This is a genomic window from Candidatus Margulisiibacteriota bacterium (assembly GCA_003242895.1).
In the GTDB taxonomy this organism is placed as follows: Bacteria; Margulisbacteria; Riflemargulisbacteria; order GWF2-39-127; family GWF2-39-127; genus GWF2-39-127.
The window spans coordinates 24,188-39,691 of record QKMY01000080.1 but is presented as its reverse complement, the minus strand read 5'-3'; the positions used below and the strand labels follow the sequence as shown (position 1 = coordinate 39,691).

Below are 15,504 nucleotides of genomic sequence, written 5' to 3'. Positions count from 1 at the left end.
TAGTTCGCCTAACCTATATTCGCTTTTGCTCATGTCTTGGTCAGATTTTGATTTGATAGATTACTATCGGCTTCGGTTAGATTTTAGATGATTTGATTCGCACTCGTCAATCAACTTGGCGTTAGATTGCGAGTATGTTATAATTCTGTGCGAATTACTTCCAATAATTCTTGGAATGACAAAGAATGGATACTTTATGATATAAAGATATCTACAGTCGCGAGAGTTTTTCTGATCTGGAAGTAATGTAGCTGAAATATATAATTAATCACAAAAATGTTAAAGGAAGAAGGCTTTATGGAAAATAACTATAAAGAAACCCTTAATCTGCCCCGTACAGATATGCCTATGAGAGCTGGTTTGGCAGCGAAAGAACCAATAATTCTTAATCAGTGGCAGGAAGATAATTTATACGAGAAAATTATTAAGAAGAATGAAGGTAAACCTAAGTATATTTTGCACGACGGGCCTCCCTATCCGAATGGAAACATTCATTTGGGTCACGCTTTAAACAAAATTCTTAAAGATATCGTTGTCAAATACAAAACGATGAAAGGGTATCATTCCCCTTACATTCCAGGATGGGATTGCCATGGACTGCCTATTGAGACACAGCTGTTGAAGGACCTTAAGAAACAGGGTTTGGAACACAAGAAGTCTGATATCGGCTGGTTTCGTGATAAATGTAAGGAATATGCTCTTGGTTACGTTGATATCCAACGAACGCAGTTTAAACGGTTAGGTATATTCGGTTATTGGGATACTCCATACTTAACGCTTAACCCGGAATACGAAGCAAGTATAATTGAACAGTTTGGCGAGCTTGCAGAAAATGGGTATATTTACCGCGGAAGGAAACCGATCCATTGGTGCATGCATTGCGAAACAGCGCTTGCCGAAGCAGAGATCGAATATGCAGATGAGAAATCGCCGTCCGTTTATGTTAAATTCGTTGTTGTAAGCGTACCTGCCGGACTCAAAGGGTTAACTACAGACGGAACGTCTTCTATCCTGGTTTGGACAACTACTCCGTGGACATTGCCCGCTAATGTTGCCGCAGCAGTACATCCCGTGCATGAATACAATATTATCCTGAACAAAGAAACCCAGGAAAAATATATTGTCGCGGTAGATCTTACAGTCCGTGTAGCCGAAAAGATAGGGATGAGTTCATATGAGATAATTGAAACCGTCAAAGGCGGGCAGTTGGAAGGTATTATCTATAAGCATCCCTTTATTGACAGGACGTCACCTGTTGTAACCGCCGAGTACGTCTCGAATGAAGATGGTACCGGGACCGTCCATATTGCTCCGGGACACGGTTATGACGATTATCTCGTAGGCCTTCAGAAAAAATTGCCGATGATCATGCCGGTTGATGCTCAAGGGAAGTTCACCGGGGAAGTTCCTGAGTTTGCCGGTATGAGAGTATGGGATGCAAATAAGCCGATAGTAGAAAAGATGGAACAGAATGGAACATTATTAAAATTAGAGATGATGAAACACTCTTATCCTCATTGCTGGAGATGTAAGAACCCGGTGATATTCCGGGCAACTGAACAATGGTTTGTATCCATGGACCAGCAATTCGGGAAAAACGCAGAAAAAGACAAAACGATTCGCTTTAAAGCTTTGGAAGAGATAAAGAAAACGGACTGGATTCCTTCATGGGGAGAGCAACGTATTACGAGCATGATAGAGAACCGCCCTGACTGGTGTATTTCCCGTCAGCGTTCGTGGGGTATTCCGCTCCCGGTTTTGTATTGTGAGTGCGGCGAAATACTTATGACAGGCCGATTTAACAAAATAATTGTCGACTTTGTGAGAAAGAATGGTACCGGAGCGTGGCTGACCTCTTCTCCGGCTGATGTGGTCCCGAAAGATCTTCAATGTCCGAAATGCGGAAGTTCAGCTTTTACCAAAGAGAAGGACATTATGGATGTATGGATGGAGTCAGGCGGCAGCCATCGGGCAGTGCTTGAATCGTCCAATTATGATCTTAGTTGGCCGGCTGACCTGTATCTTGAAGGCAGTGACCAGCATAGAGGCTGGTTTCACTCTTCATTATTGATGTCGGTTGGAGAACGTGACCGGGCACCTTATAAAGCAGTTCTTACTCATGGTTTTACTGTCGATGAACAAGGTAAAAAAATGAGTAAATCATCAGGTAACGTTGTTGATCCTATCAAGGTAATTGACCAGAGTGGCGCCGATATTATCAGATTATGGGTCTCATCGACTGATTTTAGAAATGATCTCTCAATTTCCCCGAATATACTTAAACAAGTTCAAGATTCGTATATGAAGATTAGGAATACACAGCGGTTTCTACTCAGCAATCTTTATGACTTTAATCCGGTTACTGATACTATAGATTATAAAGAACTGGATGAACTGGATAAATGGGTGCTCGCTAAATTAGCCGAACTGATTGATCGGGTAGAATCGGGTTATGAAACTTTCGAGTTCCATCAGGTATATCATTCGATCTATAATTTCTGTGTGGTTACGCTTTCTGCCTCATATTTAGACATCAAAAAAGATATTTTATATTGTGGAGGCAAAGACTCGGTTATTCGACGAAGTGCACAGACAGTAATGAGTCATATCCTGAAAAGCCTTACTTCAATTGTAGCTCCGGTTCTGGCGTATACTTCTGAAGAGATTTGGGCATACTTACCTGGAAATGATGGCAAGAGCGTACACCTTCAGGATTTTGCGGTTGCTGCAGATGAGTGGAAAAATGTAGAGTTAATCAGCCGGTGGGAGAAATTATTTGAGCTGCGGGGCAGAGTGAACGCCGAGCTTGAAAAGGCAAGGGTTGCTAAGGAAATCGGCAGTTCTCTTGAATCGCATATTATAATCAATACTCCTGCAACGTTACCGTACGGGAAGCATTTAGCTCAGTTTTTTATTGTAAGCAGCGTCTTGATTAGTTCATCAATAAATGAGAGTATCGAAGTACGCCATGCACAAGGCGAGAAATGCGAACGATGCTGGAAATGGGATACCCTGAAAGAAGGGCTGTGTCCCCGATGTTATAGTGTAGTTAATGGATAATTCTATTTAGTTTTGATATTTCGGTGCTCTGTGTGATTGGGCCTGAGTTAAAGGAGGAAGCGATGTCGTTATTAATTGTTGGTTCGGTAGCCCTTGATTCGATCAAGACTCCCTATGGCGGGCATTCTGATATTCTTGGCGGAAGTGCAGTTCATGCGAGTATGTCTGCAAGTTTTCATAGTCCGGTTAACCTTGTTGGCGTAGTAGGTGATGATTTTCCTCAGGAGCATGTTGATTTCCTGTCCCTTCGAGGTATCGATGTCTCAGGTCTTGAGATAGTTGAAGGGAAGACATTTCGTTGGGCCGGATATTATGAGAACGACATGAATCAAGCCCATACCCTCGACACCCAGCTTAATGTTTTTGCTGACTTTGTGCCTAAGATACCCGTTAAATACCAGGAGAGTAAATATCTTTTTCTAGGTAATATTCACCCTGTCTTACAACTCGATGTATTAAATAAATTATCCAGGCCGGAGTTAGTTGCTATGGATACCATGAACTTTTGGATTGACAGCCAGAAGGAAGCTTTATCTGAAGTTGTCAAAAATGTAGATATTCTTTTCATTAATGATGCGGAATTAAGGCAATATACGAATGAGTCCAATCTTATTAATGCAGCCAGGACCGTTTTGAACCAGGGTTTGAAATACGTAATTGTAAAAAAAGGTGAACATGGCTCAATGATTATTGGGGACAACCTGTTTTTTGCCTGCCCTGCATTCCCTGTCGATAAGCTGGCTGATCCTACAGGTGCCGGAGATACCTTTGCCGGTGGTTTTATGGGGTATGTCGCTAAAACGAAAGATATGACTGAAGAGAATTTGAAGAAAGCATTAGTCGTAGGAACGATAATGTCATCTTTTAATGTTGAGGCCTTTAGTTTAAACCGCCTCAAAACGTTAACCATTGAAGAAGTCGCTCATCGCTATAACAGCTTACGGGCATTTACTTCATTCACTGATCATGTTTTTGAATAATTAGATCTGCTTAGCCTGCCAGGAAGTGACGGGACATTACAAATAATAAGTACATTAGCTCATTTTGCCGGAATGGCGAGTAAGAGCACAGGATTTCAATGAGGAGGATATTATGGATTACAAAATTAAAGATATATCTCTTGCCGATTGGGGACGTAAGGAGATTGAAATTGCCGAAAAAGAGATGCCGGGATTAATGGCGATCAGAGAGAAGTTCAGCACTTCGAAACCTCTCGCAGGGGTTCGTGTAAGCGGTTCCCTTCATATGACAATTCAGACTGCCGTTTTGATTGAAACACTCGTCGCAATTGGTGCTGACGTAAGATGGTGCAGCTGTAATATTTTTTCAACTCAGGACCATGCTGCTGCCGCAATTGCAAAAGCAGGCGTACCTGTGTTTGCCTGGAAGGGCGAAACCTTAGAAGATTACTGGTGGTGTACCGAGAAAGCTTTGGCGTTTCCGGAAGGGAAAGGGCCTCAACTTATCGTTGACGATGGCGGAGATGCAACCTTACTTATCCATCTTGGTTACAAGGCCGAAAATGATTCGAAAGTCCTCGACAAAGAAGCTTCTAGCGAAGAGGAAGGTATTATTCTTAACCTTCTTAAGAGAGTCTTGAAAGAAACCCCTCAAAAATGGCATGTTGTTGCGCAAGATTGGAAGGGCGTTTCAGAGGAGACAACAACCGGAGTTCATCGACTCTATCAAATGATGGAAAAAAACGAGTTGCTGGTTCCGGCTATTAACGTCAATGATTCTGTTACAAAATCAAAATTTGATAATCTTTATGGCTGTAGGGAGTCGCTCGTTGATGGCATTAAACGTGCTACCGATGTCATGGTCGCGGGTAAAGTAGCCGTTGTGTGCGGCTATGGCGATGTAGGTAAAGGAAGTGCTAAGTCCCTGCGTGGTCTCGGAGCAAGAGTAATCGTAACTGAGATTGATCCGATTTGTGCGCTTCAGGCTTCAATGGAAGGGTATGAGGTAACAACAGTTGAAGACACTCTTGGGTGGGGTGATATTTATGTTACGACTACAGGTAATAAAGATATCATTACGATAACGCATATGGAAAAAATGAAAGATCAGGCTATTGTCTGTAATATCGGGCATTTCGATAACGAGATACAGGTATCAAAACTTAATTCATATCCAGGCATAAAGCTGGTGAACATAAAACCGCAGGTAGATAAATATATTTTCCCTGATGGGCATGAGATTTTCCTTTTAGCTGAAGGGAGGCTGGTCAACCTAGGCTGTGCAACCGGACATCCTTCTTTTGTCATGTCAAATTCCTTCTCAAATCAGGTATTAGCTCAAATAGACCTATGGAAAAATAGAAATGAATACAAACCTGGAGTGTATATGCTTCCAAAGCAGCTTGACGAGGAAGTTGCTCGATTGCACCTTGCGAAGATCGGTGTTAAATTAACGAAGCTGACTCAAGATCAAGCCGATTATATTGGAGTGCCGGCTGAAGGCCCTTACAAATCGGATCATTATCGCTATTAGTTCTTTTTGTCGGAGTGGTTGGTTATATAATGTTTGGTCATACGTATATTTTTTTTGACTCAATTAACTCGACAAATGACTATGCTAAAGAAAATATTAATATTTTTGAACATGGTTCAATAATAAGGACCGCGCATCAGACAGCCGGGAGAGGCCAGCGCGGTAAGCAATGGATATCTTGTGATGGAGAAAATATCTTCATGACGATAATCCTTAAACCGGAGTATAGAGGCAAAATTGAGAAAGCATATATTGAAAAAATAATTTTGTTTTCTGCAAAAGCCGTGCAAAAAGTAATTAAAGATTCTTATGGCTTGGATGCGCGGATACAAATGCCTAACGATATCTATATTAAGGACAAAAAAATTGCAGGGGTGCTGGTAGAGGCGATAACACAAGGTAATGTGCTTAAGGGTTTAGTTGCTGGAATCGGTCTTAACTGTAACACTTTGGATTTGCCTGGCAACATTAGCACGACAGCGACCTCCCTTGAGATAGAGTATGGAAAAAAAATTAATGTTGATGTATGCTTTAGTAAGCTAGTTGAGAATTGTGAAGTTTTCTATGGTAAAATGGTGACGAAAAGCATATAATATCTGCCATATTTGTATCCAATAATACTATATTAAAATAGTGGAGTTATATGAGAGTACGCGGAATTCGAGGAGCAATAACTGTAGAAGAGAACCTGGCAAAGTCAATTGTTGCTGCGACCAAAGAGTTATTGCTGGAAGTAATTTCTGCCAATGAAGTAGATCTGGAAGAGATTGCAAGTATCTTTTTCACACTGACTGATGACCTTGATGCGCAGTTTCCTGCTGTAGCTGCGAGAGAAATAGGAATGCGGGATGTTCCTTTATTGTGCAGTCGGGAAGTTCCGATTCAGCCAAGTTTGAAAAGTTGTATCCGCATACTTATGCACATTAACACAGATAAAAAACAGACTGAAATACGGCATATATATCTAAGAAAAGCAAAGGCACTTCGTCCTGACCTTGAAAAGACTGATTAATTTAGATTAATGGTAGGGGGTATAATATGAGGATAGATCAAGTTACTGTTATTGGGCTAGGCTTAATCGGCGGTTCTCTGGCTTGGAAAATAAAAGACAAAAAATTAGCCAGGGTAGTTGGGTATGCTCGTAGGGAAGAAACGATAAAAGAAGCGCTTGATAAAGGAATTATCGATGAAGGCACTACCGACCTGATTAATAGTATAAAAAATTCGAATCTGATTATGGTTTGTACTTCTATCGATTCGGTAACAGATATTGTTAAAGAGATTTCTGTTTACTTAAGGTCGGATGCCATTGTCGTCGATGTTGGCAGTACCAAAAAGAAGATCGTGTATGAACTTAGTAATTCACTTCCTGAAGGAGTTACTTTTATAGGCGGGCATCCTATGGCTGGTTCTGAAAAATCCGGTATCGATGCAGCGGACAAAAACTTGTTTGACGGGGCAAAATTTATTTTGACGCCCTATAAGACTCCTGATAACCAGAAGATCATAAAATTGAATTATTTTATAGAAAAGCTAGGGATGAAGATTGAATATTTGTCTCCTGATGAGCACGATCTTGCCGTTGCAGCTATTAGTCATTTGCCATATTTAATGGCAGCCACACTTGTCAATACTATTGGGACCCACGAGAATTCTGCGATTTTTCTCAGGGTTGCGGCTTCCGGTTTTAAAGACACGACAAGAGTTTCTTCGTCCCCGTCTTTATGGGGAAAAGATGTTTGTGTCACAAATAAAGATCAGATACTTTTGATGATCAACGCGTTTAAAGATAATTTGAATTATATGGAAAGCCTGATAAAATTAAATAAAGAAAAAGAGTTGCTGGATTATTTTGAAAATGCGATAGGCACAAGAAAAAAACTTACCCACAATGGTGAGAGTAAATAATTACCTAGGTAAAAAATTAATTTGAGGTGAGAAATAATGGCAGAAGAAATTACAATATGCATCCATGGATTGGAATATGACACATGTTCCGATTGCTACAATAAACCATTGGAAAAAATTCAAGAAGAAGTTGAGAGAAACTCTAGAATATTTAATTGGAGAGAAAAAGAGTTTGCTGTCTCAGGGTCTGAAGAACCAGCTGAGGTCGACTTTGATTTTGATTATGACTACGATATAGAAGTAGATACAGAATAATTATTAAATAGTACTCATATGATAATTTCTGATCAAAAGCCTTTTGAAGAAATAGCACATTCCCTAAAAGCCAGTGACTCCATATTCGTTGTTGGTTGCGGAGATTGTGCGACCTCCTGCGCAACGGGTGGAGAAAAAGAAGTTGCTCAACTGGCTGAAAAATTAGCCGCATCAGGGAAAACAATAACTGGAACAGCTGTTATTGCAACCGGATGTGATGAACGTTTAGTTAAGAGAGATTTAAAGAAGTCTTCTCTAACTCCGGAAGACGCAGTTCTTGTACTTGCCTGTGGTTCCGGGGTACAGGCAGTTAATAGCGTTATTGATAATTATGTAGTTCCGGGGTTGAACAGCCTATTTCTGGGAAAAATTAAAAACCTTTCTACTTTTGATAAAGTCTGTTCGATGTGCGGAGAGTGTGTATTGGCAAAAACCGGCAATATCTGTCCTGTAACGAGATGTCCGAAACATCTTTTAAATGGGCCCTGCGGAGGATCGTCCGAAGGGAAATGTGAAGTAAACAGAAATAATGACTGTGCCTGGTTTCTGATTTATGAGCGCTTGAAGAAACTGGACAAACTGAGTTTTCTGAATAGCTATCAACCTCCGAAGGATAACTCCAAAAATAATATTCGCACCAGATTTAATACCGAACGTAAGAGCTGACAAAAGCAATAAGGAAAGCTATAAGTATGCTGTATAAAAGTAGACTGCATAAGGACCTGCTAACAAAAAAGTTTGTTGTAACCGCTGAATTATCTCCACCCAAAGGTGTTGAGTATAATTATTTGCTTGATCAGGCAGAAGCGTTAAGCACATATGTTTCTGCTTTTAATATTACTGATAATCAAAGATCTACCATGAGGATGTCTGCTCTGGCTATTTGCCATTTATTAGAGTCTCAGGGATTCGAGACTATATTTCAGATAACCTGCAGGGATAGGAATATTCTAGCTCTTCAATCAGATATATTAGGTGCGAGTGCGCTTGGTATAAAAAATATATTAGCGATAACCGGTGATTATCCGTTAAGTGGCGATCATCCGTTTGCTAAGCCTGTGTTTGATATAGATTCTGTTCAGCTAGTCCATTTACTGAAACAAGTTATGCCCGGTGGCAAAGATTTTGCCGGAAAAGAATTAAAAGGATCTCCTGATTTTATCGTTGGGGTGGTCGCTAATCATGGAGCCCAGCCTCAGGAACCACAATTAATCAAACTTCAAAAAAAAATAAACGAAGGTGCTGAGTTTATCCAGACACAGACTATCTATGATATTGATCAGTTTCTTGAGTTCTTAGAAGAAGTTCCTCCTGCTGTTTCGGTACTTGGCGGGATTTTTCCTCTTAAATCAGCTAAGATTGCTCATTTTCTCAATGATAATGTTCCGGGGGTTTCTATTCCTGAGACAATTCTTCGACGTATGGAAAATACTAAAGATCCTTATAAAGAAGGTATTGAAATTGCAGTAGAAACAATCGAAGCGATTCAACCAGAATGCGCGGGTGTGCATTTCATGACAATGGGCGCGGTAGACGTGATTGCCGAGATTCTAAAAGAAGTAAGTATTGACAAATAATATTAGAGGTGTTAGCCTTAGCTGGCGAACATAAATAACCCTAGGAGGCAAGTCAAGAAGATGTATGCTGTAATTGAAACTGGAAGTAAACAATATAAAGTTAAAATAGGATCTACGATCTTTATAGAAAAATTAGAAGCTGAGAACTCTTCAAAAGTAGAATTTAATAAAGTATTATTACTAGCTGGCGAGGGTGATCCAATTATCGGAATGCCATATGTTGAAAATGCAAAAGTAGTGGGCACACTTATCGAAACAGCAAAAGATGATAAAGTAATTATCTATAAATTCAAGAGAAAAACAGGCTATCGAAGAAAAAATGGACACAGACAGCTATTATCACAAGTAAAGATAGAGACAATCGAAGCTGGTTCAATTAGTGAAGTGAAAGAAACCTCAAAGATAGGCATACCAGCAGAAGTAGCAGCAAAATAAATTAATTAAGCTAATCAACAACGGTATTTTTGACTGTTATAATATTAATAATGGAAAGAGAGTGAGTTTAGAATGGCTCATAAAAAAGGAAAAGGAAGCTCATCAAACGGAAGAGATAGTAATCCGAAATATCTAGGAGTTAAAAAATTCGGAGGACAAGCGGTAAAAGCCGGAAACATTATTCTACGTCAACGAGGTACTAAGGTAAAACCGGGCGTGAATGTAGGACTTGGCAGAGATTATACAATATATGCTTTAATCGATGGTAGAGTTGAGTTTAAAAAGATATCTAAGGTAAAGCAGGCTGTAAGCGTACTTGCTGAATAGCTGTAATTAAATTAATTATTTTCTATTGCTAAGTCCCATGATAATTCATGGGACTTATGCTTTTAAAGGAGTTTTAAATGTCAATATTCGTAGATTACGTAAAGCTGTTTTTAAAGGCAGGGAACGGTGGCCCTGGATGTGTTAGCTTCAGAAGAGAGAAGTATATTCCTAAAGGTGGACCTGATGGGGGGGATGGCGGTCGTGGCGGAAATGTCTATTTCGAGGCCAGGGCAAACATTTCTACGTTAATGGATTTGCGGTACAAGAAGAAGTATCTTGCAGACAATGGCCGGCCGGGAGAAGGGAAGCAGATGCATGGTAAAAATGGCAAAGATATAAAAATCAAAGTTCCCTGTGGAACTATTATCTATAAAGCAGGGACCAAAGAAAAACTCGTAGATTTAACAGAAGACCGGCAAAAATTCCTTGTATGTCGTGGCGGTAAGGGGGGGATGGGGAATACTCATTTTTCCACCTCCGTTAATCAAACACCCAGATATGCACAGAAAGGTTTGACGGGCGAAGGAGTGGAGGTCGACGTAGAATTGAAGCTGCTAGCTGATGTAGGGCTCCTGGGGTTTCCTAATGTCGGCAAATCTTCTATTCTTTCGAGAATATCTGCAAGTAAACCCAAAATAGCAGATTATCCGTTTACAACACTGATTCCTAATTTAGGAGTAGTATCGTATAAACGGGAAAAAAGCTTTGTGGTTGCAGATGTTCCGGGCCTGATTAAGGGTGCTCATACCGGCATAGGGCTGGGAGTTCAGTTTTTGCGGCATATTGAGCGAACAAAACTTCTCGTTCATGTTCTTGATATTGCCAATCAGGAAGAAGGCCGTGACCCAATTCGAGATTTTAATACTATTAACGAAGAATTGAAATTATATGTTTACGATCTCACTAATTTGCCCCAGATTATAGCTCTTAACAAAATTGATCTGTTGTCCGATGATGATAGACAAAAACTTAAAGAAATAGTAAATTATTTTGAGGAAAAAGGATTGGAAGTAAAGCTCATATCTGCAGCAACAACTGAAGGTCTTGAATCCCTTGTTGCCTCTATGGCAGAAAAGCTTAATCAGATGTCAGCCGATGATGAAGGGCAATCGATCTGATTATTGCCAGGGCTTCTATCAAAATACATAAAGGAATAAGTTTATGAGGTATAAGGAATATAAACGGGTTGTTATTAAAATAGGCTCTAATATATTAACAGAAGAAAATGGAAAGCTGGATCTGAATAATTTACGGCATTTAGTCGAACAAATCGCAGCAATTCACTTGAAAGGGATCGAAGTTTGTGTCGTAACCTCCGGAGCTCAAGTGTGCGGTTCCGAAAAGTTAGGGATACTACCGAAATCAATTCCTGAAAAACAAGCAGTTGCAGCAATTGGTCAGAGCCTTTTAATGAATGAATATAACCGGTTTTTTTCTGTAAAAGGTATTACTATAGGGCAGCTACTGTTGACACATGATGGTTTGAGTCATAATGAACGCTATATTAACGCTCAGAATACTCTCTTAACATTAATTAATGGGAAGGTAGTCCCGATTATTAATGAGAATGATTCTGTTGTCGTTGACGAAATCAAATTCGGTGATAATGACAGTTTGTCTGTTTATGTAACTGAGCTTGTGAATGCAAATGCTCTTATTATTCTTACAGATATCGATGGACTATACTCCATGGATCCTCGGAAGTTTGATAATGCAGAGTTGATTGCAGAGGTATCTGAGATTTCTGCACAATTGTTGGATGGCTGCGGTACAAGCACATCCGGCAAAGGCACCGGAGGTATGTATTCAAAAGTCTGCGCAGCAAAAAAAGCAGTAGATTTAGGTGTCAATGTTATTATCGCGAATGGACGGCGAAAGAACGTTATCTTCGATATTTTTAGCGGTGAAAAAGTAGGCACAAAGTTTTTGGTATAAGGAGTGATTTTCAGTGAGCGAAGTAAAAGATAAAGCTATGCGTGCACGCGAGGCTTCAAGAGTTATGGCGGTAGCTTCAACAAATGTTAAGAATAATGTTTTGCAGTCAATGGCTGATATGCTCATAAAGCGTAAAGGCGATATTGTCGCAGCTAATGCTACCGATATGGATAACGCTCGCAGCAATAACATGACGATAGCCCTTCAGGATCGACTGCGACTTGATGAAGCTCGGGTTTATGGCATGGTAGACGGTCTTATGATCGTGAAGAATTTGCCTGATCCTATTGGCGAGTTGATTAATGGATGGGTAAGGCCAAATGGGCTTAAGATAAGGAAGCAAAGGGTTCCCATCGGAGTAATAGGAATAATTTATGAAGCGCGTCCGAATGTGACGGTAGATGCAGCTGGATTATGTCTGAAGTCCGGCAATGTAGTATTGCTCCGCGGGAGCAGTAGCGCTCTTAACTCTAACAAAGTAATTATCGAGTGTCTTCAGGAAGCAGCTCTGGCAAATGGGTTGCCAGCCGAGATAGTTCAACTTATTGAAGATACTGACAGGGCGTCGGTCAATGAGCTGATGACACTTAATGGGTATGTAGATTTACTTATTCCGCGAGGTGGGGCAGGACTGATACAGAATGTCGTTAAAAACGCTACTATTCCTGTGATAGAAACAGGAGTCGGCAACTGCCACGTTTATGTTGATGCCGAGGCAGATTTGGTTAAAGCACAAGCAATTGCGTATAATGCAAAAGTCCAGCGGCCATCTGTTTGTAATGCAGCAGAATCGCTTCTTGTACATGCAGATGTAGCAGAGTTATTTCTTCCCGGAATTTTGGAGATGTACAAAGCTGCCGGTGTCCTTATTAAAGGATGTGAAAAAACGAGAATAATCGATAACAGTGTTGAACCCGCAACCGAGCAGGATTACAGGACTGAATTTTCTGATTACATAATATCAGTCAAAATAGTTGATACTGTTGACGAAGCGATTGATCACATTTACGAATATGGAACTAAGCATACAGAAGCAATTGTAACAGAGAATATTACTACAGCTAATAAATTCGTCGATAATACGGATGCTGCAGCTGTGATCATTAACGCATCAACGAGGTTCACCGATGGCGGGGAATTCGGTTTCGGCGCTGAAATAGGTATTTCTACTCAAAAACTTCATGCCCGTGGTCCAATGGGATTAGTCGAGCTAACAACAATAAAGTATATCGTTGAAGGAAATGGTCAGGTACGAGAATAATAACTGGAATTACAGGTTTTATTTTCATTACAATAATATTGCGTAAGTTGCTACTGTTTGGAAATTGTGTTATATTTTTTGTGTAATACATGGACATTTTAAGATTAAGCAATCGAAGGTTAGGAGTATAATGAATGAAGCATATATTAGTAACTGGTGGTGCAGGATATATCGGTTCTCATACTGTGTTGGAACTTCAAAAACTGGGTTATTATCCCGTTGTCATAGATAGTCTTATCAAAGGCCATAAAGAAGCGGTTTTGGGCGGGGAAATCATACATGCTGATATTGGGAACAGAGAAGAACTCCTAAAAGTTTTTCACCGGTACAAAATTGACGCCGTTATCCATTTTGCAGCGTTTTCTGAAGTCGGTGAATCTGTCTCCAATCCTCAAAAATATTATCATAATAATATTGTTAATAGCATTAATCTCCTCGATGTCATGGTCGAGATGGATGTTAAGAAAATTGTATTCTCATCTTCGGCAGCTGTATATGGAGAACCCTCTAGTATTCCTATTACGGAAGATGAAGCTACCAATCCTACGAACCCCTATGGGAAAACAAAGTTAATATTCGAAAAAATTCTTCAAGATTACGAAAAAGCTTATGGGGTCCGCCACATGTGCCTTCGTTATTTTAATGCCGCCGGAGCCGATCCTGAGGGCAGGATAGGGGAAGATCATTCACCTGAATCGCATCTTATTCCGTTAATCCTTCAGGTTGCACAAGGGCAACGGGATGCTATTTTTATTTTTGGGACAGATTATGATACTGATGATGGTACCTGCGTACGCGATTATATTCATGTCAACGATTTGGCCTCTGCTCATATTCTGGCACTGGAAGCATTGCAGTCAGGTAAAAGCAGTGGTTATTATAATCTTGGGAATGGCAATGGACACTCAGTCTTAGAGGTTATCAAGGCTACGCGAGAGGTGACAGGCTGTGAAATTGTTTATAAAACAGGGAGCAGAAGGCCTGGTGATCCGGCAAGACTAGTAGCAAGTTCAGAAAAAATAAAGTCGGAATTAAACTGGCATCCAAAGTATAATGATCTGCATACAATAATCAGTCATGCTTGGAACTGGTGTAAAACTCATCCGAAAGGATATAACGGAAATGCACAATAATTATGCACTTATTTTAGCCGGTGGTCGAGGTACTCGGTTTTGGCCCAAAAGTAAGAAGGGTTTTCCAAAACAATTTTTATCTCTGGATAACAAAGAGTCTTTTTTACAGATTACTTATAATCGTATAGCGAAAGTGTTGCCTGAAGATAACATATATATAGTTACAACTGAATCACAAGTTAACTTAATAAAAGAGCAGCTTCCGAAGATTTCTTCACATCAAATTATTATAGAGCCAATTGGCCGCAATACCTGTCCGGCAATATCCTTGGGAATGGCCTATATTCAGAAAAAAAATAGTAATTCTGTTGTGATGGTGGTTCCGTCCGATCAACTTATTAAAGATGAGCTAACCTTTGTGGATAAAGCGCGGAAGGCATTTGAATATGCTCGTTTGCACATGTCTATTGTTGTATTTGGTATTAAGCCTACCAGCCCCCATACCGGTTATGGCTATATTAAGACCCGAAGGAGCAGTCTAGAAATTCAAGAAGTAATTGCTTTTGTTGAAAAGCCGCAGAAAGAAACTGCGCAGCAATATCTTTCTTCCGGGGATTATTATTGGAATGGTGGTATGTTTGTTTTTTCAACTGCAGTATTTTTTGCTGAGTTAAAGAATAGAATTCCATTATTGTTTGATCAGATGTGTACAATACAAAATGCTATTGGTACGGAACGTGAAATCTTGAGTATCAACAATATTTACCCTCAGACGAATTCAATATCAATAGATTATGGGATTATGGAGCATGCGGATAAAATTATGCTTATAGCTCTTGATGTCGGTTGGAACGATGTTGGGTCGTGGTCATCTTTGTATGAGATCATGGAGATTGATGAATATGGGAATAACTTCCAAATGGCAGATTCAGTAGCTGTCGATTCTACTAATGTAATCGGCTTCTCAAATAAGCTTATTGCAGCAGTCGGTGTTAAGGACGTTGTTCTTGTTGAGACGGATGATGTCATTCTGTTATGTCATAAAGATAGCGCTCAAAAAGTGAAAGAAGTACTTGATGCGTTAACCGCTAAAGGCAGAGACGACCTTATTTGAATCAAGTAATTCGAAATAAACGAATAGAGCACTAAAGAAAAAAGACCTGTAAAAATACAGGCCTTT

At 40.0% G+C, this 15,504-nt stretch carries 16 protein-coding genes; all 16 read left to right on the top strand.

The features are described from left to right. Positions 1–297 precede the first annotated feature (297 nt). The 16 genes from DKM50_14100 (at position 298) to DKM50_14025 (ending at position 15,438) form a co-directional block, all read left to right on the top strand. Entirely contained in the window at positions 298–3,060 is a 2,763-nt protein-coding gene (locus tag DKM50_14100) for an isoleucine--tRNA ligase (protein PZM77066.1), read from the top strand. 62 nt (positions 3,061–3,122) lie between these two features. Next, positions 3,123–4,040, top strand: a complete 918-nt coding sequence (locus DKM50_14095; GenBank protein ID PZM77065.1) for a sugar kinase — start codon at positions 3,123–3,125, stop codon at positions 4,038–4,040. A 112-nt stretch (positions 4,041–4,152) separates the two neighbouring features. Next, positions 4,153–5,553 carry an adenosylhomocysteinase gene (locus tag DKM50_14090; protein ID PZM77064.1) on the top strand — a complete coding sequence of 467 codons (1,401 nt, stop codon included), beginning with the start codon at positions 4,153–4,155 and terminating at the stop codon, positions 5,551–5,553. A gap of 29 nt (positions 5,554–5,582) precedes the next feature. Further along, positions 5,583–6,146: a biotin--[acetyl-CoA-carboxylase] ligase gene (locus tag DKM50_14085; protein ID PZM77063.1), complete on the top strand. Its 564-nt coding sequence runs from the start codon at positions 5,583–5,585 to the stop codon at positions 6,144–6,146. A gap of 50 nt (positions 6,147–6,196) precedes the next feature. Next, positions 6,197–6,565 (top strand): chorismate mutase, encoded by a 369-nt coding sequence (gene aroH / locus DKM50_14080; GenBank protein ID PZM77062.1) that lies wholly within the window; start codon positions 6,197–6,199, stop codon positions 6,563–6,565. 26 nt (positions 6,566–6,591) lie between these two features. Beyond that, complete coding sequence (locus DKM50_14075; protein ID PZM77061.1) at positions 6,592–7,461, top strand: prephenate dehydrogenase; 870 nt, start codon at positions 6,592–6,594, stop codon at positions 7,459–7,461. Between the two features lie 36 nt (positions 7,462–7,497). Further along, entirely contained in the window at positions 7,498–7,716 is a 219-nt protein-coding gene (locus DKM50_14070) for a hypothetical protein (GenBank protein ID PZM77060.1), read from the top strand. Between the two features lie 18 nt (positions 7,717–7,734). Then, a complete protein-coding gene (locus tag DKM50_14065) occupies positions 7,735–8,382 on the top strand; it encodes a 5,10-methylenetetrahydrofolate reductase (protein ID PZM77059.1) in 648 nt (215 codons plus the stop codon). Positions 8,383–8,408: 26 nt separating this feature from the next. Then, complete coding sequence (locus DKM50_14060) at positions 8,409–9,293, top strand: methylenetetrahydrofolate reductase (GenBank protein ID PZM77058.1); 885 nt, start codon at positions 8,409–8,411, stop codon at positions 9,291–9,293. 60 nt (positions 9,294–9,353) lie between these two features. Continuing rightward, positions 9,354–9,728 carry a 50S ribosomal protein L21 gene (rplU, locus tag DKM50_14055; GenBank protein ID PZM77057.1) on the top strand — a complete coding sequence of 125 codons (375 nt, stop codon included), beginning with the start codon at positions 9,354–9,356 and terminating at the stop codon, positions 9,726–9,728. A gap of 72 nt (positions 9,729–9,800) precedes the next feature. Next, entirely contained in the window at positions 9,801–10,055 is a 255-nt protein-coding gene (locus DKM50_14050; protein PZM77056.1) for a 50S ribosomal protein L27, read from the top strand. A gap of 77 nt (positions 10,056–10,132) precedes the next feature. Next, positions 10,133–11,173 carry a GTPase ObgE gene (locus DKM50_14045; protein ID PZM77055.1) on the top strand — a complete coding sequence of 347 codons (1,041 nt, stop codon included), beginning with the start codon at positions 10,133–10,135 and terminating at the stop codon, positions 11,171–11,173. Between the two features lie 43 nt (positions 11,174–11,216). After that, positions 11,217–11,990: a glutamate 5-kinase gene (gene proB / locus DKM50_14040; GenBank protein PZM77054.1), complete on the top strand. Its 774-nt coding sequence runs from the start codon at positions 11,217–11,219 to the stop codon at positions 11,988–11,990. A 13-nt stretch (positions 11,991–12,003) separates the two neighbouring features. Then, complete coding sequence (locus DKM50_14035) at positions 12,004–13,251, top strand: glutamate-5-semialdehyde dehydrogenase (protein PZM77053.1); 1,248 nt, start codon at positions 12,004–12,006, stop codon at positions 13,249–13,251. Positions 13,252–13,385: 134 nt separating this feature from the next. After that, complete coding sequence (gene galE, locus DKM50_14030; protein PZM77052.1) at positions 13,386–14,384, top strand: UDP-glucose 4-epimerase GalE; 999 nt, start codon at positions 13,386–13,388, stop codon at positions 14,382–14,384. Next, positions 14,329–15,438, top strand: a complete 1,110-nt coding sequence (locus DKM50_14025) for a mannose-1-phosphate guanylyltransferase (GenBank protein ID PZM77051.1) — start codon at positions 14,329–14,331, stop codon at positions 15,436–15,438. The genes galE and DKM50_14025 overlap by 56 nt, the downstream gene beginning before the upstream one ends. Positions 15,439–15,504: the final 66 nt, after the last annotated feature.